This window comes from Moorena sp. SIO4A1 (assembly GCF_010672065.1).
GTDB lineage: Bacteria > Cyanobacteriota > Cyanobacteriia > Cyanobacteriales > Coleofasciculaceae > Moorena.
Map to the genome: position 1 here is coordinate 1 of NZ_JAAHHX010000013.1, position 26,446 is coordinate 26,446.

The 26,446-nt window shown below is 44.0% G+C and carries 24 protein-coding genes and 1 tRNA gene; 16 read left to right on the top strand and 9 right to left on the bottom strand.

Annotated elements, in window-relative coordinates:
• Positions 1-224: ferredoxin (locus F6K53_RS13845; RefSeq protein ID WP_293081110.1), on the bottom strand; the 224-nt coding region annotated here is incomplete at its 3' end.
• 152 nt (positions 225-376) lie between these two features.
• On the opposite strand from F6K53_RS13845, the gene F6K53_RS13850 reads away from it, so the two are divergent.
• Positions 377-1,132 (top strand): sucrose-phosphate phosphatase, encoded by a 756-nt coding sequence (locus F6K53_RS13850; RefSeq protein WP_293027494.1) that lies wholly within the window; start codon positions 377-379, stop codon positions 1,130-1,132.
• Positions 1,133-1,320: 188 nt separating this feature from the next.
• Here F6K53_RS13850 and F6K53_RS13855 read toward each other — a convergent pair whose 3' ends face one another.
• On the bottom strand, positions 1,321-1,497 hold the full coding sequence (locus F6K53_RS13855; RefSeq protein WP_293027491.1) for a hypothetical protein: 177 nt from the start codon (positions 1,495-1,497) through the stop codon (positions 1,321-1,323).
• Between the two features lie 258 nt (positions 1,498-1,755).
• Between F6K53_RS13855 and ruvA the strand changes: the two genes are divergently transcribed.
• The gene (gene ruvA / locus F6K53_RS13860; protein ID WP_293027487.1) at positions 1,756-2,391 is read left to right on the top strand and encodes a Holliday junction branch migration protein RuvA; all 636 of its coding nucleotides are present in this window, start codon (positions 1,756-1,758) and stop codon (positions 2,389-2,391) included.
• Between the two features lie 204 nt (positions 2,392-2,595).
• Here ruvA and F6K53_RS13865 read toward each other — a convergent pair whose 3' ends face one another.
• Positions 2,596-5,493, bottom strand: coding sequence for an ATP-binding protein (locus F6K53_RS13865; RefSeq protein ID WP_293027484.1), 2,898 nt, complete (start codon positions 5,491-5,493; stop codon positions 2,596-2,598).
• A 1,004-nt stretch (positions 5,494-6,497) separates the two neighbouring features.
• Here F6K53_RS13865 and F6K53_RS13870 point away from each other — a divergent pair.
• Complete coding sequence (locus tag F6K53_RS13870; protein WP_293027507.1) at positions 6,498-7,229, top strand: response regulator transcription factor; 732 nt, start codon at positions 6,498-6,500, stop codon at positions 7,227-7,229.
• 634 nt (positions 7,230-7,863) lie between these two features.
• Here F6K53_RS13870 and F6K53_RS13875 read toward each other — a convergent pair.
• Complete coding sequence (locus F6K53_RS13875) at positions 7,864-9,741, bottom strand: caspase family protein (protein WP_293027480.1); 1,878 nt, start codon at positions 9,739-9,741, stop codon at positions 7,864-7,866.
• Between the two features lie 278 nt (positions 9,742-10,019).
• On the opposite strand from F6K53_RS13875, the gene F6K53_RS13880 reads away from it, so the two are divergent.
• The 3 genes from F6K53_RS13880 to F6K53_RS13890 all read left to right on the top strand — a co-directional run bounded on the left by F6K53_RS13880 (position 10,020) and on the right by F6K53_RS13890 (position 12,266).
• Positions 10,020-10,598, top strand: coding sequence for a hypothetical protein (locus F6K53_RS13880; RefSeq protein WP_293027477.1), 579 nt, complete (start codon positions 10,020-10,022; stop codon positions 10,596-10,598).
• Between the two features lie 44 nt (positions 10,599-10,642).
• Complete coding sequence (gene rpmF, locus F6K53_RS13885) at positions 10,643-10,813, top strand: 50S ribosomal protein L32 (RefSeq protein WP_293027472.1); 171 nt, start codon at positions 10,643-10,645, stop codon at positions 10,811-10,813.
• Between the two features lie 610 nt (positions 10,814-11,423).
• On the top strand, positions 11,424-12,266 hold the full coding sequence (locus tag F6K53_RS13890) for a universal stress protein (protein WP_293027468.1): 843 nt from the start codon (positions 11,424-11,426) through the stop codon (positions 12,264-12,266).
• Positions 12,267-12,675: 409 nt separating this feature from the next.
• Here the strand turns inward: F6K53_RS13890 and psbM are convergent, their stop codons facing one another.
• Complete coding sequence (gene psbM, locus F6K53_RS13895; RefSeq protein WP_044495836.1) at positions 12,676-12,789, bottom strand: photosystem II reaction center protein PsbM; 114 nt, start codon at positions 12,787-12,789, stop codon at positions 12,676-12,678.
• A 135-nt stretch (positions 12,790-12,924) separates the two neighbouring features.
• Between psbM and F6K53_RS13900 the strand changes: the two genes are divergently transcribed.
• Complete coding sequence (locus tag F6K53_RS13900; RefSeq protein ID WP_293030512.1) at positions 12,925-13,065, top strand: hypothetical protein; 141 nt, start codon at positions 12,925-12,927, stop codon at positions 13,063-13,065.
• Positions 13,066-13,157: 92 nt separating this feature from the next.
• Here the strand turns inward: F6K53_RS13900 and F6K53_RS13905 are convergent, their stop codons facing one another.
• The 3 genes from F6K53_RS13905 to F6K53_RS13915 all read right to left on the bottom strand — a co-directional run bounded on the left by F6K53_RS13905 (position 13,158) and on the right by F6K53_RS13915 (position 18,300).
• Complete coding sequence (locus F6K53_RS13905; protein ID WP_008191595.1) at positions 13,158-13,487, bottom strand: 2Fe-2S iron-sulfur cluster-binding protein; 330 nt, start codon at positions 13,485-13,487, stop codon at positions 13,158-13,160.
• A 325-nt stretch (positions 13,488-13,812) separates the two neighbouring features.
• Complete coding sequence (locus F6K53_RS13910; protein WP_293030507.1) at positions 13,813-15,672, bottom strand: TolC family protein; 1,860 nt, start codon at positions 15,670-15,672, stop codon at positions 13,813-13,815.
• 1,569 nt (positions 15,673-17,241) lie between these two features.
• The gene (locus tag F6K53_RS13915; protein ID WP_293030090.1) at positions 17,242-18,300 is read right to left on the bottom strand and encodes a mannose-1-phosphate guanylyltransferase; all 1,059 of its coding nucleotides are present in this window, start codon (positions 18,298-18,300) and stop codon (positions 17,242-17,244) included.
• A 455-nt stretch (positions 18,301-18,755) separates the two neighbouring features.
• On the opposite strand from F6K53_RS13915, the gene F6K53_RS13920 reads away from it, so the two are divergent.
• Together F6K53_RS13920 and F6K53_RS13925 are read left to right on the top strand one after the other, a co-directional pair.
• Positions 18,756-20,195 (top strand): LCP family protein, encoded by a 1,440-nt coding sequence (locus F6K53_RS13920; RefSeq protein WP_075899763.1) that lies wholly within the window; start codon positions 18,756-18,758, stop codon positions 20,193-20,195.
• A gap of 30 nt (positions 20,196-20,225) precedes the next feature.
• Entirely contained in the window at positions 20,226-20,735 is a 510-nt protein-coding gene (locus tag F6K53_RS13925) for a pentapeptide repeat-containing protein (RefSeq protein WP_293030096.1), read from the top strand.
• On the opposite strand, the gene F6K53_RS13930 is transcribed toward F6K53_RS13925, so the two are convergent.
• Complete coding sequence (locus F6K53_RS13930; protein ID WP_293046805.1) at positions 20,721-21,431, bottom strand: GDSL-type esterase/lipase family protein; 711 nt, start codon at positions 21,429-21,431, stop codon at positions 20,721-20,723. The genes F6K53_RS13925 and F6K53_RS13930 overlap by 15 nt on opposite strands.
• A 1,142-nt stretch (positions 21,432-22,573) precedes the next feature.
• On the opposite strand from F6K53_RS13930, the gene F6K53_RS13935 reads away from it, so the two are divergent.
• From F6K53_RS13935 to F6K53_RS13965, 7 genes are all read left to right on the top strand, one after another.
• Positions 22,574-22,801 (top strand): DNA-directed RNA polymerase subunit omega, encoded by a 228-nt coding sequence (locus F6K53_RS13935; protein ID WP_334220033.1) that lies wholly within the window; start codon positions 22,574-22,576, stop codon positions 22,799-22,801.
• Positions 22,802-22,910: 109 nt separating this feature from the next.
• Complete coding sequence (locus F6K53_RS13940) at positions 22,911-23,570, top strand: hypothetical protein (protein ID WP_293070591.1); 660 nt, start codon at positions 22,911-22,913, stop codon at positions 23,568-23,570.
• 30 nt (positions 23,571-23,600) lie between these two features.
• Positions 23,601-23,966, top strand: a complete 366-nt coding sequence (locus F6K53_RS13945) for a DUF1818 family protein (protein WP_293025960.1) — start codon at positions 23,601-23,603, stop codon at positions 23,964-23,966.
• A gap of 48 nt (positions 23,967-24,014) precedes the next feature.
• Positions 24,015-24,088, top strand: a tRNA-Pro gene (locus F6K53_RS13950).
• Between the two features lie 310 nt (positions 24,089-24,398).
• Positions 24,399-24,620, top strand: a complete 222-nt coding sequence (locus tag F6K53_RS13955; RefSeq protein ID WP_293025958.1) for a hypothetical protein — start codon at positions 24,399-24,401, stop codon at positions 24,618-24,620.
• Positions 24,613-25,980: a HigA family addiction module antitoxin gene (locus F6K53_RS13960; RefSeq protein ID WP_293025956.1), complete on the top strand. Its 1,368-nt coding sequence runs from the start codon at positions 24,613-24,615 to the stop codon at positions 25,978-25,980. Before F6K53_RS13955 ends, F6K53_RS13960 begins: the two co-directional genes overlap by 8 nt.
• 5 nt (positions 25,981-25,985) lie before the next feature.
• A complete protein-coding gene (locus F6K53_RS13965) occupies positions 25,986-26,444 on the top strand; it encodes a PIN domain-containing protein (RefSeq protein WP_293070594.1) in 459 nt (152 codons plus the stop codon).
• Positions 26,445-26,446 lie beyond the last annotated feature (2 nt).

The window sequence follows — 26,446 nt, forward strand, 5'->3', positions numbered from 1 at the left end:
TTCTCAACAGTACCAATAGAAGAGGTGGGACAAGATAATAGGGCTTGAAGAGCTCTCAAGCGTTCTGTATCATTAGCAGGTTGATGATAAACTGCAGACTGCTGATCAGCACGATGAAACACTTCCGGAGTCATCCAACGGCAGGTATCACAATCAATACAGGTGCTATCGACGTAAAAGTCACCACTAATATTTTGAGGGCGGCGTTGGTTGAGATGAGCCATAACTGTCTATGTCATAGGGATTGCGCTTAGTACCAGGCCAGATAGCTAAATCAATTGTAGCGAAAGGGCATTTTTCAGTTACACCCATGTAGGACAATAAGGCAATAGCCAAACTCTAAGCATTTGGCGAGATTACCAACCCTAATCCTATCGTGACTAAATTTCTGTTTGTAACTGACCTTGACAATACTTTAGTAGGGGATGATCAGGCTCTGCTTAAACTGAACCCTCTACTAAGTCAGCATCGCCAAGAACATGGTACAAGAATCGTTTATGCTACAGGGCGATCCCATAGTTCCTACCACGAGCTGAAAGCCGAGAAGCCACTTCTTGATCCAGATGCTCTGATCACCTCTGTGGGTACAGAAATTTATGATAATGATGGCCAAGATACGCCCAATCCAGACTGGTCGTCCAAGTTATCTCAAGGCTGGGATCGGGACATGATTGTGGAAACGGCTGCTCAATATCCTGACTTAATTCCCCAAGTAGAATCAGAACAACGTCCCTTTAAAGTCAGCTATCACCTGACGGAAGAAGCAGCTTTGACGGTGCTACCTCAACTGGAATCTCAGCTTCAGGCAACGGGTCTTAATTTCAAGTTGATCTATAGTGGTGGGAAAGACTTAGACATTCTACCCAGCAATAGCGATAAAGGTCTAGCGGTAGAATTTTTACGACAACAGTGGGGAATTGAGCCGGAACGGACAGTGGTTTGTGGCGACTCAGGAAATGACATTGCCTTATTTAGCGTTGGCTTTTCCCGAGGAATTATAGTGGGTAACGCCCGACCAGAACTTCGGGAGTGGTACGAAAACAACTCAGCGGATTACCATTACATGGCTCAAGCTAACTGTGCAGGTGGTATACTAGAAGGTTTGAATTATTTTAGCTTTTTGTGTCAGTAATGGTCGCCAATAATTAAGAAGTAGTTACAAGTTGCTGGTTGTTAGAGTTACAAGTTGCAGGTTGGTAGGTTGCAGGTTAATCGAGTTACAAGTTGCAGGTTAATCGAGTTAACAACTTGCAGGTTGGTAGGTTGCAGATTAATCAAGTTACAAGTTGCAGGTTGGTAAGTTGCAGGTTATGCTCTCAACTATCCTTCACTATTTTCGTGGTGGAGTACAACCTTAAACCAACCTTGGCCAATAGGCCACGCTACGCGAACAACCAAATAACCTCCCCTACTTCGGACGCCAAAGGCGAACAACCAAATCACCTTAAACCTTAAACCTTGGCCAATAGGCCACGCTACGCGAACAATCTTGGCCAATAGGCCACGCTACGCGAACAACGTTTAACCAACCTTAAACCTTGGCCAATAGGCCACGCTACGCGAACAACGTTTAACCAACCTTAAACCTTGGCCAATAGGCCACGCTACGCGAACAACGTTTAACCAACCTTCAACCTTGGCCTATTGGCCACGCTACGCGAACAACGTTTAACCAACCTTCAACCAACCTTCAACCAACCTTCAACCAACTAACCTTCAACCTTCAACCAACCTTCAACCTTCAACCTTCAACTAATGATCAGCTATCTCAAGGGGACAGTAGCTAGCATTCAAAAAAGCACTGGTAATCGCGTAACTCTGATTCTAGATGTCAACTACATTGGGTATGAAATACAAATCACTCGCCGTTTGTCCCAGGAGTTGCCCGTAGCTTTATCGGAAAAAACCGTGCAAATCTTCACCCATTTGCAAATCCGGGAGGAGCAACAGGTGCTATACGGTTTTGCTTCAGCCGCTGAGCGGGATTTGTTTCGTCAGTTAGTTAGTGTCAACGGTATTGGTGCTCAATTAGCGATCGCACTACTGGACACCTTGGGATTACCTAATTTAGTCCAAGCGATTGTCACAGGTAATATTCGTGCCTTATCCAAAACCCCTGGTGTGGGTAGCAAAACCGCTGAACGCATTGCTCTAGAACTGAAAACGAAGTTGGCTCAATGGCATAAGGTATCAGAGGTAGAGTCCCCACTATCTGCTAATGGACTCTCACCAGGAATTCAGGAAGATGTGGAGATGACCTTGTTAGCTTTGGGATATGAAAATGATGAAATCGCTCAAGCACTCCATGCTATCAGTGAGGATCCTCAGGTCGCTAAAAGTAAGAATGCGGAAGATTGGATTCGAGAAGCGATCGCTTGGTTGAGTCGCTGATCATGTTCCTGATCGCATCTATAAATATAGCGGTTCCACGAGTGAGGTACATCTGGATCAGCGCTACTAGGGGGAGAGTGGGAATAGGGGGAGGAGGTTGAAGAAATTTGGGTTTACCTCATCCCACAACAGAACCGCTATAATCTAACCGAAACCTGAAACCTGAAACCTGCAACCTGCAACCTGCAACCTGCAACCTGCAACCTAATAAATTACCCTTCGAGCACGAAATCCTTTAAGAGTCTGGGGCAAAAAAGAACAAGCTAGGGTTTTAGATTTTGGTAGATCGCAATCAAGACAATCGCCAGTAGAAGCTTTTACTCGTCTAGGAAACTTGACATGGAAGGTAGACCCCTTACCCACCTTACTCTCTACCGTAATCGTTCCTTGCATCAACTTGACTAAAGATTCTGTAATTGCCAGTCCTAAGCCGGTACCCGAGTACTTGCGAGTTGTGGTTTGATCAATTTGTTGGAACTCCTCAAAAATATGCTCTAAGTCATCTTGGGCAATTCCAATTCCCGTATCCCTAACAGTGAGCATCAGCCAGTCGGTGGAAATTTCCTTGACTACCACCTCTACCCTGCCAATTTCGGTAAACTTAATCGCATTGGAAACCAGATTGACCAAAATCTGCCGCAGGCGGAGGCTATCATTGATTACCATGGGATTTTGTAAATTGGTTTGGATATACAACCCTAAATCCTTCTGAGCAGCTAGGCAACGGAATTCATTGATAGTTTCTTTAATCAACCTGTCCAAATGCAAACTTTCCAAGGTTAACTCCAGACAAACTGCCTCAATTTTGGACAGGTCAATCATATCCTTAATCAGAGTCAGTAGATGTTGAGCATTATTCACAATGCGATCGATTATATCTGCTTGTTGGTGGGTCAAGGAGCCCTGACGCTGACGCAATAGGACCTGGGAAAAACCAATAATGGCATTCATGGGAGTCCGTAACTCATGGGATATTGTCGAAACAAACTGGGATTTCAACCGTGCTGCTTCCAACAATTGCAGGTTCTGTAGCTTGAGGGATGCATCTCTGATTTCCAGTTCTCGATTCTGCCGAGCCAGCATAGTGTTCTGAAACTCTAAACGCGCTTCTTGCTCCTCTAAGGCTTTAATCATGTGAGCATTATCAATTGCGATCGCAGCTTGTTCATTAATCATGCGAGCATTATCAATTGCGATCGCAGCTTGTTCACCCACTGCTCCTAGCAGATTCCGACCTGATTGGTCTAATCCCTCTGGGTCTTCCCAATTGCCAATACCTAGTACTCCCAAGCGTCCTGCTTGCACAGACTCAATCGCCACAGCGTAAATAGCTGTAGGTACTTCCTCTTCCGGATGCCGCGCATCCCAACCCTTGCGATGAATTAACTGAGATTTGCCAGTTAAAAAGACTTGAGATAGTAACCCTTGCTCAAGGGGCAAGATGTCTTCCCAGTGGAACTTTTGTGTATGAATTCCCTCGGTAACCCTTAATACTTCAGGGTTACCGAGGGAATTATTGAGAATGATGAAACAAAATTCAACCCCAGCAATCGCTTTAGCTACCTCCGATACGATCTCTTGCAACAGATTTGGAAGGTTAGTCAGTCGTTGATTGAGGAGATTAGTCAACTGGTGTAGGGTTCTCAATTGCTGTTGCTGTTCATTGAGAATCGTAATTACCTGCCTGAGATCATCACTCGCCTGGTTTGCCTCTCGGTATAAGCGCGCATTTTCAGTGGCTAGGGCAGCGCGACTAGCTAAATCCTCAGCCAACTTCACATCGATCTCATTGTAGCGGCGACCTGAGTCACTCCTGACAAACCAAATTGAGCCCAAGATTTGTGAACCCATTCGTAAAGGTACACAAATGTAACACTTAATTTTCAATGCCTGTAACATCCTGAGATGGTCAGGATCCTCAGCAGCAGCTCTTAGGAATTGATCAGAAACCTCAAAATAGGTATCCGTACAACCTGTACGTAAAACCTTGCCATTGCCATACTCTTCATCCCCCTGGGGAGGGTAGCAACGGTGCAGTTTCCAAATCAACTCCTCTTGCTCTGGGTTAACATGGGCAACCGCAAGACGCTGGTAAGACTGGGGAGTATCATAGCTATCAACTCCCGATACTACATCAATGGCACACCAATCAGCAAAGCGAGGGATTACCAGCTGCACTAGATTGTCCAATGTAGTCTGGTAATCGAGGGAAGCTGAAAGTACAGCAGAAGCCTCCGCCAGAAATCGCTGGGATTCTTCTGCTCGCTTCTGCTGAGTAATATCAGTAATTACACCAGACATCCGGAATGGTACTCCTTGATCATTCAACTGGGCTTTGCCACGAGCAGTACAGTAGCGATCTTCTCCAAAAGCACAGGGTAGGTGAAATTCTACATCCAGTTCAAGATAATCTTGTTGGTAACTAGCCACCGCCTTAGTAACTTTGAGTAGATCTGAGGAATTTAGTAACTTAAATAAGAGATCAGGAGAAAAGTTATGGTGGTACTTCCCTATCTGTTCAGGGGACAAGCCAGTAATTTCATAGAAGCGGTCATTACAATACAGTTGTTTAGTGATCAGGTTCCAGTCCCAGATCCCGTTCTTGGAACCTTCTAGCACCAAGCGGTAGCGTTCTTCGCTTTCTTTCAGCCGCTGATGAGCTACAGCTGCTTCCCGTTCTGCGCGGTAGAGGCGAACTGCATTAGAGAGGCTACGTAAGAGATTTTCTGGTGAGATTTGGCTTTTGGTCAGATAGTCCGATGCTCCAGATTTCATCAGCTCAACCGCAATTTGCTCATTAATTTGCTCGTTCCCCTGGTCACTCAACACAATCACAGGGACTTCAATCCCAGCATCACGGATTTCTTTAACCAGAGTCAATCCGTCCCCATCCGGTAAGTTATAGTCTAATAGAATGCAGTCCAAACTCGCTTGGGTCAGGGTAGAGTTAGCGCAGCGTGATGCGATGATCGACCTAGCGCTTTTGCTGTCAACTGCAACAGCTATTTTTACGGGTATACCCCCTCTGTTAAGAGCTTTAATTATGGCTTTGCAGTTAACTTCATCATCCTCTACGATCAGTAGTCTGATAATCTCGTCCATGATTTAGCGGTTGAGCTGTTGTCATTGGTTATTGGCTAATAATGATTAGTGGATAGTGGGTAGTAGCAGTTCTTGACTGACAACCGACACCTGAGGAGGCTAAGGAATTATATTGAGCCGACTCTATTGTTTAAGTTGAAGTATTGCTCAAATTTAGTCAACCTTACGGACTTTACAATCTCTCCACGTCGCTTTAGATTGTAGGCTTCTACCTTACCTCGGTACTAGTAGGAGAGCTTCAGTAAAAATACCGATCTGACTAGGTACAGGACATCCCACGGTTGTGTAGTATCACCGAAACATTTGCCAAATCGATGAGAATCGACTAGGTATGAGTATACTTGTATAAAAACTCCCTTGATTAGTAATCTCACCCATCTAGGGAATGAACCCATGCTAATTTTCCAGTGGTATTTCCTGAGAAACAAACTCCCTTAGATAGATTTTTTAGGGGGTTTTACTCCCTATTGTATCCTGCTGTTGGATGAGGGAGCATGGGACGATCCGCAGATGAGCATAAAGAGTAGGATTTAGCGGAATTGGTCATTTCGTTCTGGTGAGACTACCTTAGTTACTCAATAAGCCGATCGGATGTCAATCCTGTTGAGAATCTCCTCTAACCGTTGGAATGGGAAATCCTGCCAACCCCTATGACAATTAGTTTTGGCACGACTAACCCCTTATACTCATAGAGTGTAAAGATTATAATAAGTAACTACCCATAGGTGCGCTCTTACTTGGCGAATTAAATTCGCCACGGGTCGCACCTCCTGTAAATTCTCAATAACTTTATATCTGATAGCGTAATCGTTTTTGACAAATGCTTTCATTCCAGCTCACTTTAAGTGATCGTTGCCAAGAGATGGTCTTTTGGAAACTCTATCCCAAAGTCATAAATATCTACAACTACCAATAGGTGGAGATCATGATGATTTTTACCAAAACTTTACAAATTTACTCTAAAAATCAATAAACTATAAATCTCACCCCCCTAGACGTTAATGATGGGTAAAATTCGTGTGGCTCTCATTGAAGACCATGATCTGACTCGGATGGGTCTGCGAACAGCCCTCCAACAAAGTGGTGAAATTGAATTGGTGGGCGAAGCGGCCAATGCCACTGAAGGACTAAAGTTACTCGCGGAATCTAGACCAGATATCGGGATTGTCGATATTGGTCTTCCTGACATGGATGGAACTGAATTAACTAGACAATTCAAAGAGTTTCAAGCAAAACAGGATGATTCTAAACAGGATGATTTTCCCACCAAAATTATGGTACTGACCTTGCAGGATGATGAAGAAGCCGTACTAGCCGCTTTCGCCGCTGGTGCCGACTCTTACTGCATGAAAAATATCACCTTTGATCAATTGCTAGAAGCTCTGAAAGTGACCTATGAAGGTAATGCTTGGATTGATCCAGCCATTGCCAGGATTGTACTTGAGCAGATCAAACCAAGCAAAGACACTCAGCCTACTGAAGCTAGTGAAACGATAGCTATCCATGCTGCTCCCAATGAATACAATCAAATGATTGAAGCTTATCCTTTAACGGAAAGGGAATTAGAGGTTTTGCAGTTGATTGTAGAAGGTTGCAGCAATGCTGTGATTGCCGAAAGGTTATATATCACTGTGGGAACTGTCAAAACTCATGTCCGAAATATCTTGAATAAACTCTGTGCGGATGACCGTACCCAAGCAGCTGTCCGTGCCCTCCGCTCTGGCTTAGTTATTTAAGATTATACCATAAAGTAACTTTTTACAGTTATAAGGTTAGTTGGTTGAAGGTTGAACGCGCACGCGTGGCCAATAGGCCAAGGTTCAAGGTTGAAGGTTCAAGGTTGAAGGTTCAAGGTTGAAGGTTCAAGGTTGAAGGTTCAAGGTTGAAGGTTCAAGGTTGAAGGTTCAAGGTTGAAGGTTCAAGGTTGAAGGTTCAAGGTTGTTCGCCCTAGGGGTCCGGTGTAGGGTAGGTTGAACATTAGAGCCTTAACAACTCAAAGCCGGATGTATAATTGGCAACCTGTAACCTAAGCACTCAGCTATCAGCTATCAGCTATCAGCCATTAGCCTTGGCCAAAGGCCACGCTAAGCGAATGGCCACGCTACGCGAATGGCTCACGGCTGACGGCTGACGGCTGAATGCTTACCCTGTAACTGGCAACCTGTAACCTTGGCCAAAAGGCCACGCGTGCGCGTTCAACCTTCAACCTGTAACCTGTAACCTGTAACCTGTAACCTTGGCCAAAAGGCCACGCGTGCGCGTTCAACCTTCAACCTGTAACTGGCAACATTCAACCTTCAACCTTGGCCAATAGGCCACGCGTGCGCGTTCAACCTTCAACCAACCTTAAACCTTCAACCCAAATGACTATCAAGGTCTACCTTGCTGCCATCTAGCGATCGCTTCTTGGGCAGCCTCATAGTAAGGGGTATCTTTTGGGACTAATTTTGCTGTGTTAATCGCTGAAAGAAACTTGCCTCGCGATGCACGGGACTTAGCAATCAGATAAATCTTATCGCTAGCTTGAGCAATTAACGCTTGTGCTGTGGCATACTTAGGTTGACCCGGTGGAATCTTACGGAGGGTTGCGATCGCACGATTATAACTAGATGCTTGATTACGTTGCACTTGTTTGATGGCTGTTTGGATAATCTGTTGATTCTGCGACTTCTGTTGGGATAGAATCTGCCACTGTTTAATAGCATTGTTAGCCAAAGCATAAACAGAAGGGTTATCTTTAGGAACTAGTTGGGCAGCTGCTATCGCTCCTTCAAAATCACTTTTTTTTGCCCGTTTCTTGGCTAGAGCCAGAATTGAATGACTCCAACTAGTGATATATTGTTGTGTCTGATCATAAAGAGGATCCCCAGGTTTCACCTGACGGGCAATTGCGATCGCATCACTATACACAGATGCCTGCTTCGGTTCAACTAACTGTCTTGCCTCGTCCAAAGCTGCTTGATTCGCCTTAATCCCACTCGGTTCCAGCGATTTCTGTGCTTTAGTTTCCAGGGATTTACTCTTGGAATTTGGCAAGGGAGCTGGAGTTGCCTGGGATGTTGACCCTGCAGGTAATGTTACTGGGGAGTTACTGACCTTGGTAGTCTCTGGTAATTTGGTAGTTAATGTGGTATTGTTCCTGTTTTGTATTACCTGCTGACTAATCAAGCCTTCCTGGTTACGGACAACAGTTAAGCTCACTAGTCCTAACAACAAAGCTATACCACTACCCCAAAACAACCATTCTCGCCATGACGATAACTCTTCTGTATCAGTTTGAGGCTGGCTGTCTGAATAAGAAACTAAAGCTACTGAGTTAGATGACTCCTGGTTTGAGCTGTCAGTGTTAGTGGGTAAAGACCTATTTTGATTAAGCTTTACCACAGATAAAGGTTTTTTGGCAAATTCACTCTCAAGATTCTTCTCATCTTTAGAAAGAACTACCTTGGTAGCTTCTGAGTCAGTGCTTGGGTCAGCCCATTGATTTTCTGGTGGTGAGCTTGCCCCTTCAGGCCAAATTTGTTGTTGTCGATACTCCTGTAAAGGAATTACCGTCAGAGGAATCTGAACTGGTCGCCAATGGTGTTGGCTCAACTCCGGTAGCCGCTCCCTGAGATACTCGTCAAGATTTTCAAGGGTAATCTCAGTATGATAGTAACCCAGTGCTTCTAGAAGTGCTGAGGTGAATAAGCCATTCCCTAGAGCCGCCGCTTCGTGAGAAAACTGGTTGAGTTGACTAGAAAGTATCAGGGAAATATCCATTTTGTAGGCTAATTCCACTGTTTCAGCACCAACTGGTTCACCAGATGGCATTCCCGGTGAGCGGTTTATGTCTAACAATACCAGGATTTTATTGCCCCCCATAGTCTTGAGAGAAGAAAACAGGCATTCTATTGGTATACCTGTTCCTGGAATATCATCTGGATTGCCATCAATCGGCATGAGGTAGTCAACTTTATCCCAACTGACCCCACAGCCACTGAACAAGAACCAACGCCAACTTTCTGGAGAACCTGGACTCTGGCGAATCCTGTCGAGGCATCTTAAAATATTTTCTCGGTTGGGGTAGGTTAAAAAATCATCAATCGGTGGTGAAGTATCAGTTAATAAAAGAAACTCAGTGGGTTGCAGATGAGCTTGGTCTACAAAAAACCCTTGTAGTCTTTGAGCGTCTGCTTGACCATAGTTTAGAGGTTGTAAGAACTGATAGCGGTTGATGCCAATTGCTATACCAGCGTAATTTGCCATTTACCCCATACCCTAGTGGCTGAAACTAGTAGATTTTATGCCTATATATGCCTAATTTTATTACTATTGCTGTAGTTTACCCTTACACTTAAATTCTAATCCAACCCTGTTAAGCTTAACCTAACGGCTTAACTTTATTAATTAATTAATTATAACAATATCGAACCTAGTCCACCTTTCAAGGCTCTTGAAGTAGTTTTTGTAAATCTAGTTTCTGTCAAGATTTTCCTTCATCATGAATCTTTTCCTTTTTTGGCCTAATCAGAGGATATAATAGTATGTTGTCCAAATTAATCCGGCTATTGGTATTGCCCGGCTTAGTAGGGGTTAGTTGGCTGACTACAGTTGCCATTGTTCCCCAAAGCGCGGAAGCCAAGACAGCTCGTATTAATGTTACCCTCAATCGTGAGCCTGACGAAACTTACCAAGGCTTTATGCGGCGTGCTGAAGTAGTTGCTAGAGCAGCAGCTCAACGCAGCTTCGATAGTGACATATTGACTACAAAGGTAGCGATTACTATTCTAGGACAAAATCAAGGAGAAATCGCCCCAGTCTTGTTGTTAGAAGTCAGCCGTCCATCCTGGAAAAGACGACCGGATGCCAAGTATTGGGCAACTTACTTTCCCAATACCCAGTTCCTACTGCGAGTTGAGGAACCTGATTTTTCCCCTCAAAGTCAGCCACAGTCCCTGGAACCAGCCAACAACCAGGCTCCTGAGCCACCACCAGCCAACAACCAGGCTCCTGAGCCACCACCAGCCAACAACCAGGCTCCTGAGTCACCGCCAGCAAACAACCAGGCTCCTGAGCCACCACCAGCCAACAACCAGATAGAAGACCGAGATACAAGACAATGAAATAAGATAGAAAAGCTGTCTAACAATTTAAATAATTTACACTTATGGCTGTTCCTAAGAAGAAAACCTCAAAATCCAAACGGGATAAACGTAAAGCTAACTGGAAGCGCAAAGCGCATCTGGAAGCACAAAAAGCCCTCTCTCTCGGTAAAGCAGTCCTGAGTGGGCGTTCTAGCTTTGTTTATCCAACACAGGAAGAAGAAGACGAAGACTAGGTTTACTCCTGCCCACCGGGCGATGACGGCGTATCGCTTATTTTTCCCATGGTTCCGGTGGGTTAGGTATCACGAAGACAACGCGCTATACACCCTGTTGCCCTAACACCTCTGACGACTTTCGGGTCTCCAAGCTACTTACCTAGCTTAATAGATCTGAAGCTAATACTGAAGCTAGGCGTGAGAGTCATGACTCATCAAGGAGTGCTGTCTTCTCACCGCCGTTAATAAATTTTCAAAATTTTCTAGCCCTATTATCAGTATCCTGGTGAGTATATACCAGGGAAAGTCCAACCCTCAACCCCTACCGGACAACTATCTGAGGTCACGGGTTGCTGGGAATTTAACTGGCATATCTAAAATTGATTTCTGTTCGTTAACTGTTGGTGGTTAACAATTAACAGAAAATCATGAGTCGGGCTGTGCCAATTAGATGTATCACAGCTTAATACCATTGAGTTGAGTTTCAAGTAAGTGCCAGACAATTTACCAAACATTTTGAATGGTTAATTGTTAAATTTTGCAACTCAATTTTGCAACTCAATTTTTAATCTCAATGGTCAGTAACCAAGCATAAGTTCGTAACTCCACCAATAATTGAAATTGCCCAATGATAAGAAAAATTTTAATATCTGTAGCTGGTCGGGGACTGTGTGAAGAAATGTTCAACATGTTGGCCGAAATTCCTGCCATACAACAGGCATCGGTCACAGTCCTACATGTGGTGCCTCCTCAAGTCACGGCTGAAGCCATGTCAGCTAAGTTAGAAGAGGGGGGTAAGATTTTAGCAGATGCGGTCAAATCCTTAAAGGTTGACCCCAGCCGAATCACGCCCAGACTCAAACAGGGAGACCCTAAAAATATCGTTACCCAAGTGGCAGACGAAGAAGAAACCGACCTGATTATTATGGGTTCGAGAGGACTAACTCGCCTAGAAGCGATTTTGGAAAACTCCGTTAGCCAATATGTGTTCCAATTGTCCTCCCGCCCGATGTTGTTGGTCAAAGACGATGTCTACGTCAAACAAATCAGACGGATTATGGTCGCAATGGATAAATCTGATGCTGCTCAAAATTCCTTCGAGTTGGCTCTATCCCTAGTGCGAGACATGAAGAATGTTCAACTATATCTAGCTCGTGTCATTCCCGAAGCCAAACCTGATCAAGTGATGAGCAATGCTGAAGCAGACCCAGTTCTCGCAGAGGCAGCAGCAAAAGCGAAAAGGCTTGGTGTTTCTTACCGTTGTGTTCTAAGTGGCGGTAAGCCCGGACCAGGAATCTGCGAGTTAGCAGAAGACAAGAACATCGACTTGCTGATTCTCGGTTCTCCTGACCGTCGCCCTTCTATGGCCAAGAGTTTAGTAGATTTAGATCGATTACTCGGGAATTCTTTATCAGACTACGTCAGAGTGAAGGCCAATTGCCCAGTGTTGTTATCACGCACAACTACTTGAAGTAGTCAGTTATTAACCATTAGTCATTAGCCATTAGTCATTAGCCATTAGTATTGCCAGTAAACCTCTTGTTGGTTACATGTTGCTTAAAAAGGGTTCATGATCAAGGTTTAATGACAAAGGGTTAATGACTAATTATTTAAACTTCCACCTACTTGAGATTTCACTTACTTTAGTGGTGGGAGCTAGACTCATAAATCCGGTAATCGCTGATAATCCCGCCTACTTTAGTGGCGGGAGAAGTCAACTTCACCGTTATTTAATTGAAATTAATTATACAACGTTATACAAGGTTATACAAAAAATCCCTTGGACTTTCATCCTGGGAAGAATCCCACGCTGACCTTTGGCTAAGGAGCAATGCTTGGGCTTTTGGTACAGGCGTGGGGATTATCACCAGATCAGCTAACTAGTTTCCTGAGCCTTCACGGCTCGCGGTTTGGATATAAAGAATTAGCAGGAAAACCGCAGGCACCAGCACAAACAAAATGCTGGCAACAAACCCTAGATCGTTAACTTGCATGATTATTAGTTCCTCTAAATCGTTTTTAACCCACCAGCTATAGGATACCATTAACACGGCTGTTCGCGAAGCGTCGCCTTCGGCGAATCGAAATAGAAGATTGAAATATAAGCCTGGCAGGAGGAAATCCGGCTAATGGTAGATAAGCGGGTTGAAAATCCTGGTGAGATACATTCCATTGTCTTAGCTTTATTCCCTACTCCCTACTCCCTACTCCCTGCCCTTTGGAGCAAGCTACGGGAACAAACCCAAGACGAAAGCACCTCACCCAATTGATCAATGCTATAAACCCTATGTAAGCATCTATACAAGGAGCAGTATTCAGCTGACAATCTCTCGCCAGCTAGCTCTAAAATCCCTTGCTATGGTTAGATGGCAGCAGATGGGGATTTGCTCTTCAGGGTTGGTTTAGTTTTAACACTCACAGGTCCATTCACCAAGACTTGACAGGCTAATCGGTAAGTATCTGGCTTTTTCTTTAGTTTCCGATTTTCTACCTCAGTTCTAGGGGATAAATTTTCTATGCCTGCCACAATTTCCACAATACAGGTACCACATTGACCATAACCGCCACAATTGACCAGCTTGCCCCGAAACGTGTAGAGATCTATGCGATTTTGCAGCATTTTCTCTCGTAAGTTCGCTCCATTGGCAGCAATGACTTCTTGGTCTTCCTTGACAAATTTGATATTAGCCATGATTTGTCCCAAGTCTGATCTTATTTTCTGATAGTATTTCTATTTTATTAAGGAATGTTAAAAAAATAAGCATCCCTGGTTAATGGTTCATGGCTAAGTTGGCCATAAACCATTAACTCTAAAGCAGAGCAGGTATTCTGTCAATTTAGTTTTGCGAGTTAGGGCAAGGTTAATCCTATTAGATATTAGAGATCAGTCCTTAACGTCTAATACCTAGGGTCTAATACCTAGTGTCTAATACCTAAGATCTAATACTTAGTATCTAATACTTAGTGCCTAATTGGGACAAGTCTAGTTTACCCCTTAATTCAATTAAGATCGAATACTACGGAATATCACTAACTTTACTGTCTGGTAGATTACTCACTGCCCGTTGCAAGTTGGCCAGAGCGCGGTTGTAGCCCAGAATTGCAGTAAGTCGGTTAATCTTAGCCCGGGTAAGGGCGGTTTGCTGGTTAATTACGTCCGTTTGGGTACCAACCCCTGCCTGAAATCTTAACCGAGCTAGCCGGAGGCTCTCTTCTGCTACGTCTAGGGCCAAGGATGCCGTTTCAATACTCTTTTTATTGGAGTTTAATTGAGAATAAGCTTGTTCGATCTCAAAGCGTATTTCATCCCTTTGGTCAGCAAAACTGCTTTCTGCTAAGGCAATATCAATATCTTCCTGCCTGGCTCTAGCCATTGCTGCTCCGCCATCGAAAAAATTCCACTGCAATGTTGCCCCTACCGAGTAACCATCACCCATGGTAACAGTATCATTGAAGTTATCAAATAGGTCGATTTGACCAAATACACTCACCTGGGGTCTGACCGCAGCCAGAGCAATGGTGCGCTGTTCCTTGTTGATCTGGCGTTGCACCAGTTGCTGTTCCAACTCAGATCGGTTTTTATAAGACAGGATCAGGCTATGTTCTAGAGATAAATCCCAACTTCCAGCAATTTCGATGGGATCGGCTGCCGTAATTTCTGCGGATTGAGATAAGTTTAATAACTCCGCCAGCTGACGTCGGGCAATACGTTGGTCACTCAGAGCATTGGTCAACCCTTGAGAGTCATTGGCTAGCTCAACCTGCTGTTGCAAGACCTCAAATCGGGTGCCTAAGCCAGCTTGTTCCAGTAACTCGGTATCCCGTAAAATCTGAGCAGACTCAGTGACTGCCGCTTGGGAAATCTCAACACGAGCATCAGCCTCTTGTAAATTGTAATAGGCAAGGGTGACCTGAAGTCTGATCTCTTCAGAAAGCCGTTCTACCTCCAGCTGCTGCAACTTTACCTGTTCCTCCCCTAGCCGGACTTGTGCTGGTCGTTGCCCACTAGTGTATAGGTTATAATCTAACCTTAGGGCTGCATTGAAAGTTCCTGACGGCTCATTGATTGGAAGTAATCCTTGCTGGACTCTTATCTCGTCTGATACCTGTCCTGATGCACTATCGGCATAGTTAATTCCTGCAGTTGTTGTCAAATTAGGATACCAAGCACTTAAGGCTTCTTGGAGAACAAACTGATTACGTTCCAAGGTCAGTTGCGCTTGCTGTAATTCCTGATTATTACGCTTTGCCAGTTCTATGGTCTGTTGCAGGGTAATGGGCTGTGTGATATCGATCTGGACTTCCTGGCTTTGGGTAGGAAATGATAAAGGATTGGGGTCAGGATCAAGAAACTCTGGCGCAGAGGTTCCAGGGGTTCCTGAGCTTCCAGAGGTTTGTGACATTAATTCAGGGTTTTCCCCTGTGGCAGATTCAACCACCGTATCCTCACCAACGTCTACGGATTCCGTTCGCGAAGCGTCGCCTTCGGCGAATGGCGCTGCTAGTTCAGCCACCGCAGGAATCGACTCCTCCTGCTTTGGCTGGTCAGTAGGCAGGATGGTTTGATCAATAATTTCTTGGACTAATTCTTCTTGGACTAATTCTGCTTCTGAGAGTGAGGAATCTACAGAGGGAATAGACTCCTGTTGCTCTGGTTGATTGGAAGCTGGGGTAGTGTTATCCATGACTTCTACCACTAGCTTCCCTACCTCTGGGTTTGGGGCTGCTTCTGTTAAGGATTCTTGGTTAGGTGTAGCTACTGAGTTACTCTGAGGCTTAGTAAGTGATGGTAAATCTTCTGAGGCTCCGGATTCCATGCCGCTCAAGGCAATTGCCGTCCCCACACCCACAGCTAATATATAACGAAAAGTTGGCATAGATTTTACAGTTGATTTTAGTCTTAGCAGAACTACTTCTCTTGCTCAATTTAGCAACCAATGGCAGGATAATGGCTTGCTATTGGGTTTAGCAAAGGAATATTCCCGGTTTGCATATCTAAATCAGGATTGAGCCTCAAATTGCCATTTTTATAGGAGTTGCCTTTTAACAAGACTTTATTATAGTGGGCAATGGCTTCACAGTATCCTCATATTGGCAATTTTCTGTTGCAGGGAGAAAAGTGACTAGATGCGTTTGCTTTTAGCGGAAGCAAAGCTTCATCGCTTTTAGCGGAAGCGAAGCTTCATCGCATAACCCCTAGAATAATCTGTCACACATTTCAATTGTGAATAGGGGCTGATCAGGAGATTGGGAGATGGGGAGATTGGGAGACTGGGAGATCGGGAGATGGTAGACTGGCTTTTGCACAAGGGTCGCGATTGACCGTAGGTCACGCTACTTGAGGTGGAAATTTAAATGCATATTAGCTGACTGCTTGCTGTGATCGTAAAACTGGGTTGAGTAGGGATGGGAAGATAGGAAAATTGCAGGATGGAGAGATGGGAATTGATCAACTTTTTGTCAATCCACATATCGGGTTAATCGGTTAAATTATATTACTGAGCCGATGATATAGTATCAGGAATTGGCATCAATTACGATAAAACTCTTCTTTTTTGACCTTAGGTTAGATTGCGGTGGGGTTGAACAGCCGGACAGGTTTTCCAGTCTGCAACACTACCAAAGCATTATCTCCGTTTTTGTCAAGATTACTTGATAGTCAGGGTTAGTTTTGTTCCAAGGGATTTGCCTTCGCTTTTAGCGGAAGCTGAGGCCTTTGGCCACGCGGGGCGCGTTCGCTTCATCGCGTAGCGGCTCGTACCGAGCATCGCATTCTATTGCTTAATATCTATTAATAATCGACCAATTAACCAAACTGTGTATGTCTAAGGTCTATAGCTAAGGATTGACAGTGGGATAATGTTCTTTCTTGAAACAAAGCGTTAGCAATCGGGCAATAGACCTTCTTCCAGTCAAATAACCTAAGTTTTTAAAAAATAAGCAGCCATAAAAATAAGTCGCCCATGGAGCAAAAATTCATCAATAAAAATTACTTATTTTTTAAATAAGTTTTATGAATACATTTATAGTATTTATCATAGATATTTGTGATAGGTTTTTATCTATTTATATGACGTATTAACTATTGCCTTAAAATCCATACTTTTTCGGTTCCCTGTTCCCTGTTCCCTGTTCCCTGTTCCCTGCTCCCTGTTCCCTGTTCCCTGTTCCCTGTTCCCTGTTACCTGTTCCCTGTTCCCTGTTCCCTGTTACCTGTTCCCTGTTCCCTGTTCCCTGTTCCGCTGTTTATACACTTCATCGCTAGCCTAACTTTGTCTATTTTTTTTCTATAGTTTTTTCTAGTTCAGATTAGATAATTTAGTCAGAAAATTAAGAGCACCACTGACTAATTAATAATGATAAAACCCTGAACTATATATTATGAAGCACTCTGACGTTCAGCATAATTATAATGTGGTTAACCTATAAAAGTGAGAAGCCATTAATTACAAAAAATCTTGAAATTTTTTATTTTGGAGAACTTTGATAGCTTTTTTGATGTCCTGGGTACGGTCTTTTTTTGCAATTAAGGTAGCATTGCGATCGCGTACCACCACCACATCGTCTAAACCAATAGTAACAATCACCTCATCGTCACTACTAGAGTAGACAATTGCTCCTTGAGTATCCAGTTCTACATGATTAGCCATTGCGACATTTTTAGCATCGCCATTATGCAAGCGTTCTAAGGCATTCCAATCTCCCAAATCATCCCAACCAAAGGAGGCTGGTAAAACATAAGCTAGCTTTGTTTTTTCCATCAAAGCATAGTCAATACTTTTCTTCTCTAGCTCAGCATAAGCCGCCACACCTTTTTCTTCTAAAGGGGCAATAATTTCTGGTGCATGGGTGCGCAATTCATCTAAAACTACCCCAGCCCGGAAAATGAACATCCCACTGTTCCAGCTGAATCGACCAGTAGACAAAAATTCCTCAGCCGTCTCCTGGTTAGGCTTTTCGGTGAACCGACTGACCTGATACACTGGCAATCCCTCAAACGTGCCAGTCTTATCACCTTGCTCAATGTAACCGTAGCCTGTAGAAGGGTATTGGGGGGTGATGCCTAAGGTTACAATCGATGACTCAGCGGCAGCCAATTGAGCAGCCGCCTTGATAGTTTGCTGAAACCCTTGCTCATCTTCAATCCAGTGGTCAGCAGGGAAAAAGCCCACTACCGCATCTTCTCCGTAAGCCTTAGCAATCTCTAGAGTTGCCCAAGCAACCGCTGGTGCTGTATCCCGTCCTTCTGGTTCCGCTAATAGATGCTTCTGGGGTAATGATGGTAGTTGTTGAGTCACTCCCTCAGCTAACATAGCAGAAGTAATCACCCACAAGTGTTCTGGCCCGACCGTCAGCTTACTCAATCGGTCAGCCGTTGCCTGCAAAAGACTCTTGCCACTACCATCCAAACATAAAAACTGCTTGGGTCGGTGCTTACGGCTCAACGGCCAAAACCGTTCTCCTTTGCCACCAGCAAGAATCACAGGGATGAGAGAGTTATCCATGATGTAGCCTTAACTGTAGTTTTCTGCTACATACTAACCTCACTTTCCCTGATTCAGCTGCTATTGGCTGTAGATTATGAAAAATGGTTAAAGTACTTCTTTAGCCATTACATTAGTTCTTACATTAGTCCTTAAATTAGTCATTTGTCCACCAATTCCTTCATCCCTGTTCAGGGATTGCTGTTGTGCATTGATCACAAAGGACTAATCACTCTTAGATGTTCCTCAAAGCGCTTTCACCAGGAGCTTTAGCCGTGGGTAGCCAAAGCGCTTTTTTCAATTAAGCCACTTTGAAGGTAGGCAAAATGCTTTATTGGCTTTGACTTACAGACTTATAGACTTATAGGCCAACAACAATATCTTAAACTGTACCCAAAGGCTACAGTTTAATTGGATAGCCAACTATAGGCTTGGAACTTGAATCCTTTAACAGTCATCACAATTCATAGGTAGATTTGGATACAGGTGTGATTAATAATGCCTCAGCTTCAACACCCCAACCATCACCCCAAGAGGGTGATACAGGAGTTTCCTACTCTCAGCTTGACCTGACTACAGACCTAGACGCTTCTGTGTCTGGATTAAGATTAACCTTTGCCCCCTATTTGCGGTGGGTATTCTGGAGTAGCGCTTTTGTCCTGACAGCAGTTATTTCTGCGGCTTTGGGAGCTACCTTAGCCCTAGTTACCCCATTGTCGCCCCTGATTAAATCCCATTCTCAACCCGAAAAGGCTAAAATCCCCCAGAATCAACCAGCCGCTTCTGAGCACAAGTCTTGGCGTAAAAGCTTTCCCTACAACCTGTCACGACCGGTGAATATCCTGGTGATGGGCATAGACCGAGTCCCAGATGCGTTGCCAGGTTCCCCAGAGGTTTTTGGTGGTCGCAGTGATACCCTATTGCTGTTGCGCTTAGACCCCAAGGACCACTCCGTGAATATGCTTTCAATTCCACGGGATACGAGAATAGAAATTCCCGGTGTTGGGATAGTTAAAATTAACGATGCCAATGTCAAAGGTGGATCTACCTTAACCGCAGAAGTGGTTAGCCGTACCTTAAATGATGTGCCAATTGATAGGTATGTGCGCATTACCACTGATGCATTTCGGGAACTTGTGGACTTGGTCGGTGGGCTGGAAGTCTTTGTGCCTGAGAGGATGGAATATGTAGATCTCACTCAGAAACTGGAAATTGATTTAGAACCAGGGTGGCAAACCTTGAATGGAGACCAAGCCGAACAATTTGCTCGATACCGAAAAGACAATGGTGATATTGCTCGGATACAGCGGCAGCAGATCTTACTCAAGGCACTGCGCCAGCGTTTAGTTACTCCCAGTGTCGTGCCTCGTTTACCAAAAATCCTGCGAGTGATGCAGCAGTATATTGATACTAATCTTAGCTTAGAGGAAATCTTGGCACTGGTCGGTTTTGGTCTAGAGGTTGGCAAAGATAATATCAGAATGGTACTCTTGCCCGGTCGATTCAGCAAGGCTGATGAATACATTGCCAGTTACTGGCTGATGAATTCACGAGGGCGAGACCGAGTGATGAGTGAGTATTTCGAGCAAGAGCCCAAATACAAGAGTTCATTAAAGCGCCGCCGTTCACCCCATCGGGTCAGAATTGCAATTCAAAATGCTACCGATGACCCAGAACTTGGTCGCCGTGTTGCCCGGTATTTAGCCAGAAATGACTTCTACAATGTCTATTATGTCTCAGATTGGCCTGACCGCTTGTCCCAGACTGAGATTATTGTTCAGCAAGGGGACATAAAAACAGCAGATATTGTCAAAAAAGTCCTGGGACTAGGTAGAGTAGAAGCATCCTCTACTGGTCATCTCAAATCTGAGCTGACGATTCGAGTCGGTGAAGATTGGTTAGAGAGGGAGTTTTAGGCTTTAAGTTTTAAGGAGTCAGGTTGACAAGTGATTAGGGTGATTTGGCGACGCTTATTGGGACTAATTTTAGTTCTGGTTATGGCTTGGCTATGGGTGCTTTTATCGGCTACTCCTGCCTATGCTCAGGAGAATACAGTAAATCATGCCCTTACGGATTTGAGTTATCATGACTATTCCAATCAGAATTTAGTTGGTGGCGTATTTGCAGGCGCTGAAATGCGAGGCACAAACTTCCAAGGTGCTGACCTGAGTGGATCTATCTTCACCAAGGCCAATTTATTGAAAGCCAATCTCGAAGGTGCAAATCTGACCAATTCTTTGGCAGATCGGGTATTTTTAGACCAAGCTATTTTGACCAATGCTATTTTGACCAAGGCAATTATGAATAGCACCAGGTTTTACGATGCCGAGATAACTGGTGCTGATTTTACTGATGCCTTGATTGACCGCTATCAGGCTAAACTGATGTGTAAGCGTGCTACTGGGGTAAATCCTGTAACTGGTATCTCCACACGGTATAGTTTAGGCTGTCGCTAGGCTTAAGGAGTTGAGTTGGGCTAAGGGGTTCCAGAGCAGGATGTCTTGTAATAATTGCTGATAACCAGCCACATTGGGATGGAGACCATCTGGAGATAGGTGTTGGAAGCACCAATCATAACCACGGGACGTCCATAAATCAAAAATGTCCAGATAGGGAATTTGACGCTTCAGACACGCAAGGCGAGTTGCTTCTTTGTAGTAGTACTGGTCAGCATGAGTGTAGTAAAAACAATCGAGAAAGGGCATTTTCCTTTCATCAACTGGTACCATGCCCACAAATAGCACTGGACAGAGTTGCTGAGCTAGCTCAAGCAGATTGGCTAGTTCTTCCTGGAAACTCTCAAAATTAGTAAAATTCTTGCCATCGGGACGTCCTAAACGGGCTGAATCGTTAACGCCCACCGATAAAATAATGGCATCTGGTACACGGTTTCTGAGTTCACCACGACTGCGAAATTCATGTTCTAGTCGCTTGTGGACTTGGGTAACCCCATCACCCCGAACTCCCAAATTGTAGAGTACATGACCAGGACTATCGGGTAACATCCACTGACGTCGCAGTCGCTCTACCCAGCCGCCACCTTCTGGATCTCCAAATCCATAGATCAGACTATCTCCGAGGACAACGAACTTCAGGGGAGTTCTTTGAAGCTGATGGAATGACTCAAAGCTAGGAGCGGCAAGTGTTTGCATAGACAAGATTTATTTGGTCAGATAATTGTTAACAACTCGACACACTCTTGATAGCTTAGCAATGGTATGATTTTTTGTATATGTAAAAGGTACATCTACCACAGGAGTCAATCTAAGTACTCTGACCCCTAAGGTAGCCCATCAATGCGATCGCATCGGTGCTGCGATACTATTGAGAGATACCATGTACAGACCCCATTTACCAAAAATTTTGGGTTTAAAGCCCCGTCCTTCTAGGACGGCTTTTGATTGAAACAAGAAAAAACTTAATATTATACACGAAGTTTGTTGTATAATTAAGATAGGTACAGGCGGCAAAACCGTTGGCTCAGCCGGGAGAGAGACCCGTCACTGATTGACCATAAAGGAGTAATGCCTAGAGGGTAAGGAAAGTCCTCTTAAAAAACCTAATCGTCAATTAACAGTTGGCGTGTGAACCCAGAAAAATCACTATGCACGATAAGCAAGGTACGGTGGGGTTAGAAGTTACCGTAATCAGAGGGTCGCCTTTAAGGGTTACAGGCTATGCATAAAAGGGTTAAAACTTTTTTATTAAGGCGACCCTCTGATAAGGTTTCGTCTCCGGCACACCGAAACCTGAGCAAAGGAAGAGAAACAGACTTTTTAAGGCACTTCCAATAAGTACTTAAACGCCTAAGAAGAACTGCCCTCTGGGTCTGTCGTGAATTGACTGGGAATTTGGTCTTGAACGGATTTGCGGGTTTTGTACTGTCCCATTTTTGGCAGAGTCAAAGATAGGAACTCGGCGGTTTAAGGCGGTTCGTTGATCTAGGAATCCCCGCTATGCGCAAGGCGGAGAGTGTCAAACATAAGTAGGCTGGGATAGTTTGGTAGAACTTCCCAGCCTTGGTTAGATATATAGTTTCGGTATAGTTAGTAGATGAGGTATAGATAGTACAAATTCACTGTTCTTTCTTATTATTGTCATACATAGCAAGCAATGTAAGTAGCAATCACGCAACTTCACAAATTCTTTCACTTTTTGATGGTATATTATTAACCTCAAGAAAAGTTTTATGACTTGTATCAGGGGTAACCCCTAGTTTAGGAGTGAAGTATGCTAGGGTAGAGGGGGCGATACTGATTTTAACCAGAAATAGCAAAACCTGATAAACCTTATGCTGCACAAAAGCTATAACTTTGATTCAATGGACATTCTGCAACGGACGGAGCAGCTAGTAAGTGCAGCTTCTAATCGTTATCGGATCACTGTACAAGTGGCCAGCCGTGCCAAGCGCCGTCGCTTCGAAGATTTTGAAAGTCTAGATGAGCCATCCATGAAGCCAGTGCTGCGAGCAATTGTTGAGATGTCTGATGAATTGACCCAGCCAGAGATTATTGCGGACTAAGCTATAGTGCTGAGTGAGTCAGGGGGTAAGGGCGTCAGGGGCAAGAGTAGTTCATTCCCTAGTTTCATCTTAAGGTTGTGTCGGAATGTTCCATAGCCGTATCGAAGCAATGTACAAGACTAATGGAATTAAACTAGCGCTAGGTTTAGCTCTTACCACTTTGACGAGTGGTTTACTATTGCTGTGGGAATCCCACGACCAAGGGTCCGGTGTCTTCCAGCTCCTAGGAGCACAGCCTGCTGTCGCCCAGTTTTTTATTCCCCCTGAGCTTAGCAAGGTAGTATATCAGCGTTTACCGGATTTACCACAAGAGAACCAATACATTAGTAAAGAAAGCGGTGAAGTAGCTGCCAATAATACCCTGGTTAACCGCTTAATTCGGTATCACGTCTATGGTAAAAAACGGTTGCCCAATTACCGTTTTGATTGGAAATTGACCATGGCTGACTATCTAGGTGCGTACGATTACCTAGTCGCATCCCAGTATCCCAGTGGGGATACCTTAACCGAAAATCCCATGGAAGGGGATATTGCAGCGATAGAACAATTAACTCGTGCCGAACGGGATGCATTAGTAAGCGTTTTAGTCAACATATTCAATCCCAATCGCAGTGAAACTGTGGCACCAGAGTCGAGCACACAACCATCACCTGCCACACCATCACCTGCTACAACCTCCAATCCTACATCACCTGCCACAACCTCTAATCCTAGAAGAGGAGTATCTTTACCTCAACCAGGAGATGCTCAGTTACTCAAACCTAATTGACTTGTTGGTGAATTGGGCAGAATCAGGTTTATGGAACGTCTGGTTAAACATGGAGAAGGCTGGCGTATTGGTTGGGATCCTGAGGCTCCTAACTATAAAGGTTTAGTGGGTGGTGAGGACTGGGCATTTGAGCTAACGGAGTCGGAGTTGAATGACTTTTGTCGCTTGTTGCTGCAATTAGCTCAGACTATGAGTGAGATGGCAAGTGAGTTGATGGATGAAGAGAAAATCACTTGCGAAGCAGAAAGCGATTGGCTATGGATGGAGGTAGAGGGCTATCCTTCCGCTTATACGCTACGGTTGATTTTGAATCAGGGACGCTGTTGTGAGGGGAGCTGGGTGGCAACAGCGGTTCCAGGGTTGCTAGCAGCAGCTAAGTCTGTGAAAGTATTTTAGTTTGGTTGTTCAAATCTCGAATAGTGTGGTATAGTAAATAAGGTTTTCCGGGGCGTAGCGCAGCTTGGTAGCGCACCACTTTGGGGTAGTGGGGGTCGTGGGTTCAAATCCCGCCGCTCCGATTCATTGGCTATATATAGTCAAGGTATAGAGAATGGTATGGGGCTTCGTTCAGAATTGAGGCGGAGCCTATAGACAGACATAGCCTGTTCTCTAGCCTGTTCTTGTGGAAAAAATTATTTATCTTGAAATAGTTTACCAATGTGGTAAACTATTAGTGTGAGTATAGGTATTAATGTCAGTTTCGCATATCCAAAACTGAAAAAGCTATGTGAGCAATCATCAGCTCAAAAGCAATTAGGAGCAAAAGCAGCACAAAAGCTCAAAAGGCGATGATCAGATTTATTCGCAGCCAAAGCGGTCACGGAGTTAGTGGCAGCAAGACCTCATGCCGTGCAGTCCCATAAATTAGGCAAAAGCTTTTATCAGAAATTTTCTAATTTTAAACACCTATTTGCTCTCGACCTACATAAACGAGTTCGTTTAGTATTCCAAGCTGATGTTGAACCGTTGCCCTTGAAGGCAGATGAAAGCTTGGATTGGTCAAAAGTTAATCAGCTTTGTATTCTATTTGTGGAAGATTATAATGACTAATTCTAACTATACCTTTGAACCGGATTGGGTCTCTCCTCCAGGAGAGACAATTGCTGATTTGCTGGAAGAACGAGATTGGACGCAAGCAGCTTTGGCAGACCGTTTGGGCTATACTCCTAAACACCTTAGTCAGCTTGTTAATGGTAAAGCACCTATTACGAAAGATACCGCAGTGAAGCTGTCACGGGTATTAGGAAGTACAGAGGGGTTTTGGCTCGAACGAGAAGCTCAATATCGTGCTGCTTTAGCAAAAATCGCAGAAGCTGAACGTCTTGAAAGCTGGGTAGATTGGCTCGACGAATTTCCTGTAAAGGAATTGCAGAAAGCAGGACAAATTAGTGACTGTCGTTTGGATTCAAGAAATAAGCCTCGTGTTGTGCAAGAGCTGCTTCAGCTGTTTGGAGTGGCTTCTCCTGATCAATGGCGAGCTTGTTATGGTAACCTAGCGGTGTCTTTTCGACGTTCTCGTACTGGACAGGATAATACCGGTGCCATCACAACTTGGATGCGCCTTGGTGAAATCAAAGTAGAGAAGTTAGATTGTCCCCAATTCAACCGCGCCAAGTTTGAGAAAGCGGTTCAGGAAATTAGAAAATTGACAGTACTACCACCAGAAGATTTTCTACCACGTCTTCAACAGCTTTGTTTTGAGGCTGGAGTGTTATGGGTGTTAGTGGAAAAAATCCCAGCTGCGGGGGTTAGTGGGTTAGCAAGGTGGTTAAATCCTCATCGACCTCTGATTCAGATGTCTCTTTATGGCAAAACTAATGACCGTTTCTGGTTTACTTTTTTCCATGAAGCTGCTCATATTATTTTGCATGATAAAGAAGAGAAAAATGCTATTTTTCTAGATGAGTGGAATCAGGGAGAAAAACTAGAGTCAGAGCAAGAGCGCGAGGCTAATGAACAGGCGCGAGACTGGTTGATTCCTGCTGAATATGAAGAAGAATTGTATTATATTCATTCTAAGGAAAAAGTAAAAGCTTTTTCAGATAAGTTAGGAATTCATCCTGGAATTGTTGTTGGTCGTTTGCAGCATGAAGAAAAAATACTCTATAATCAGATGAACGATTTAAAGCATAAATTAACTGCTGATTTAATTCAGCAGCTATACCAACCTAATAATCAGGGACCAAAGGATAGTGCTCAGACAGGATTAGATGCTGATAAAAATCAATATAATGAGTCAGATTATGAAAATTTGCTTCAGTATATTACTGACAATTTAGATAAAGAATGTAAACGATCTCTGGGAGAGTTTAGAGGGATTGCACCCAAATTGTTAGAAGGTCAAGATGCTCAAGAATGGGTCAATAACCAGCGTGATCAATGGGCAGAAAGGGAAAAAGTCTGGAGATAAACAGAGTGATATTAGATGAGGCATTAGAGGGAGTTAAGACTATTTTTCTTGATACTTCTCCAGTGATTTATTATCTAGAGAATCATGCTGTTTTTGCCGATGTAGTACAAGGGGTAATCAATAAGTTAGATGGGGGAGAGTTACAAGGAGTAATTTCTCCGGTGACGTTGGCTGAATGTTTGGTCAATCCTTTGAAGAATCGCGATCAGAAGTTACAGCAAGATTATGTTGATTTTCTCCTGCGTCATAAGTCAATTAGGATGGTACAAATTGAAACAAAAATTGGAATTTTAGCTGCACAGTTACGAGCAAAATATAGTTTAAAACTGCCTGATGGGTTTCAGGTTGCCACGGCGATAAGAAGCGGGTGTGAGGCTTTGTTGACGAATGACGACCAATTCCGGCGCGTTTTTGATTTACAGGTGTTAGTAGTTAAGGATTTTGTGACAGGGAATATTTTGTGATG

Excerpts from the sequence above, each read along its gene's own strand:
- ruvA (WP_293027487.1), top strand. The coding sequence starts at position 1,756 with ATGATCAGCTATCTCAAGGGGACAGTAGCTAGCATTCAAAAAAGCACT.
- F6K53_RS13865 (WP_293027484.1), bottom strand. The coding sequence starts at position 5,493 with ATGGACGAGATTATCAGACTACTGATCGTAGAGGATGATGAAGTTAAC.
- F6K53_RS13870 (WP_293027507.1), top strand. The coding sequence starts at position 6,498 with ATGGGTAAAATTCGTGTGGCTCTCATTGAAGACCATGATCTGACTCGG.
- F6K53_RS13875 (WP_293027480.1), bottom strand. The coding sequence starts at position 9,741 with ATGGCAAATTACGCTGGTATAGCAATTGGCATCAACCGCTATCAGTTC.
- F6K53_RS13880 (WP_293027477.1), top strand. The coding sequence starts at position 10,020 with ATGTTGTCCAAATTAATCCGGCTATTGGTATTGCCCGGCTTAGTAGGG.
- rpmF (WP_293027472.1), top strand. The coding sequence starts at position 10,643 with ATGGCTGTTCCTAAGAAGAAAACCTCAAAATCCAAACGGGATAAACGT.
- F6K53_RS13890 (WP_293027468.1), top strand. The coding sequence starts at position 11,424 with ATGATAAGAAAAATTTTAATATCTGTAGCTGGTCGGGGACTGTGTGAA.
- psbM (WP_044495836.1), bottom strand. The coding sequence starts at position 12,789 with ATGCAAGTTAACGATCTAGGGTTTGTTGCCAGCATTTTGTTTGTGCTG.
- F6K53_RS13900 (WP_293030512.1), top strand. The coding sequence starts at position 12,925 with ATGGTAGATAAGCGGGTTGAAAATCCTGGTGAGATACATTCCATTGTC.
- F6K53_RS13905 (WP_008191595.1), bottom strand. The coding sequence starts at position 13,487 with ATGGCTAATATCAAATTTGTCAAGGAAGACCAAGAAGTCATTGCTGCC.
- F6K53_RS13910 (WP_293030507.1), bottom strand. The coding sequence starts at position 15,672 with ATGCCAACTTTTCGTTATATATTAGCTGTGGGTGTGGGGACGGCAATT.
- F6K53_RS13915 (WP_293030090.1), bottom strand. The coding sequence starts at position 18,300 with ATGGATAACTCTCTCATCCCTGTGATTCTTGCTGGTGGCAAAGGAGAA.
- F6K53_RS13930 (WP_293046805.1), bottom strand. The coding sequence starts at position 21,431 with ATGCAAACACTTGCCGCTCCTAGCTTTGAGTCATTCCATCAGCTTCAA.
- F6K53_RS13940 (WP_293070591.1), top strand. The coding sequence starts at position 22,911 with ATGTACAAGACTAATGGAATTAAACTAGCGCTAGGTTTAGCTCTTACC.
- F6K53_RS13945 (WP_293025960.1), top strand. The coding sequence starts at position 23,601 with ATGGAACGTCTGGTTAAACATGGAGAAGGCTGGCGTATTGGTTGGGAT.
- F6K53_RS13960 (WP_293025956.1), top strand. The coding sequence starts at position 24,613 with ATGACTAATTCTAACTATACCTTTGAACCGGATTGGGTCTCTCCTCCA.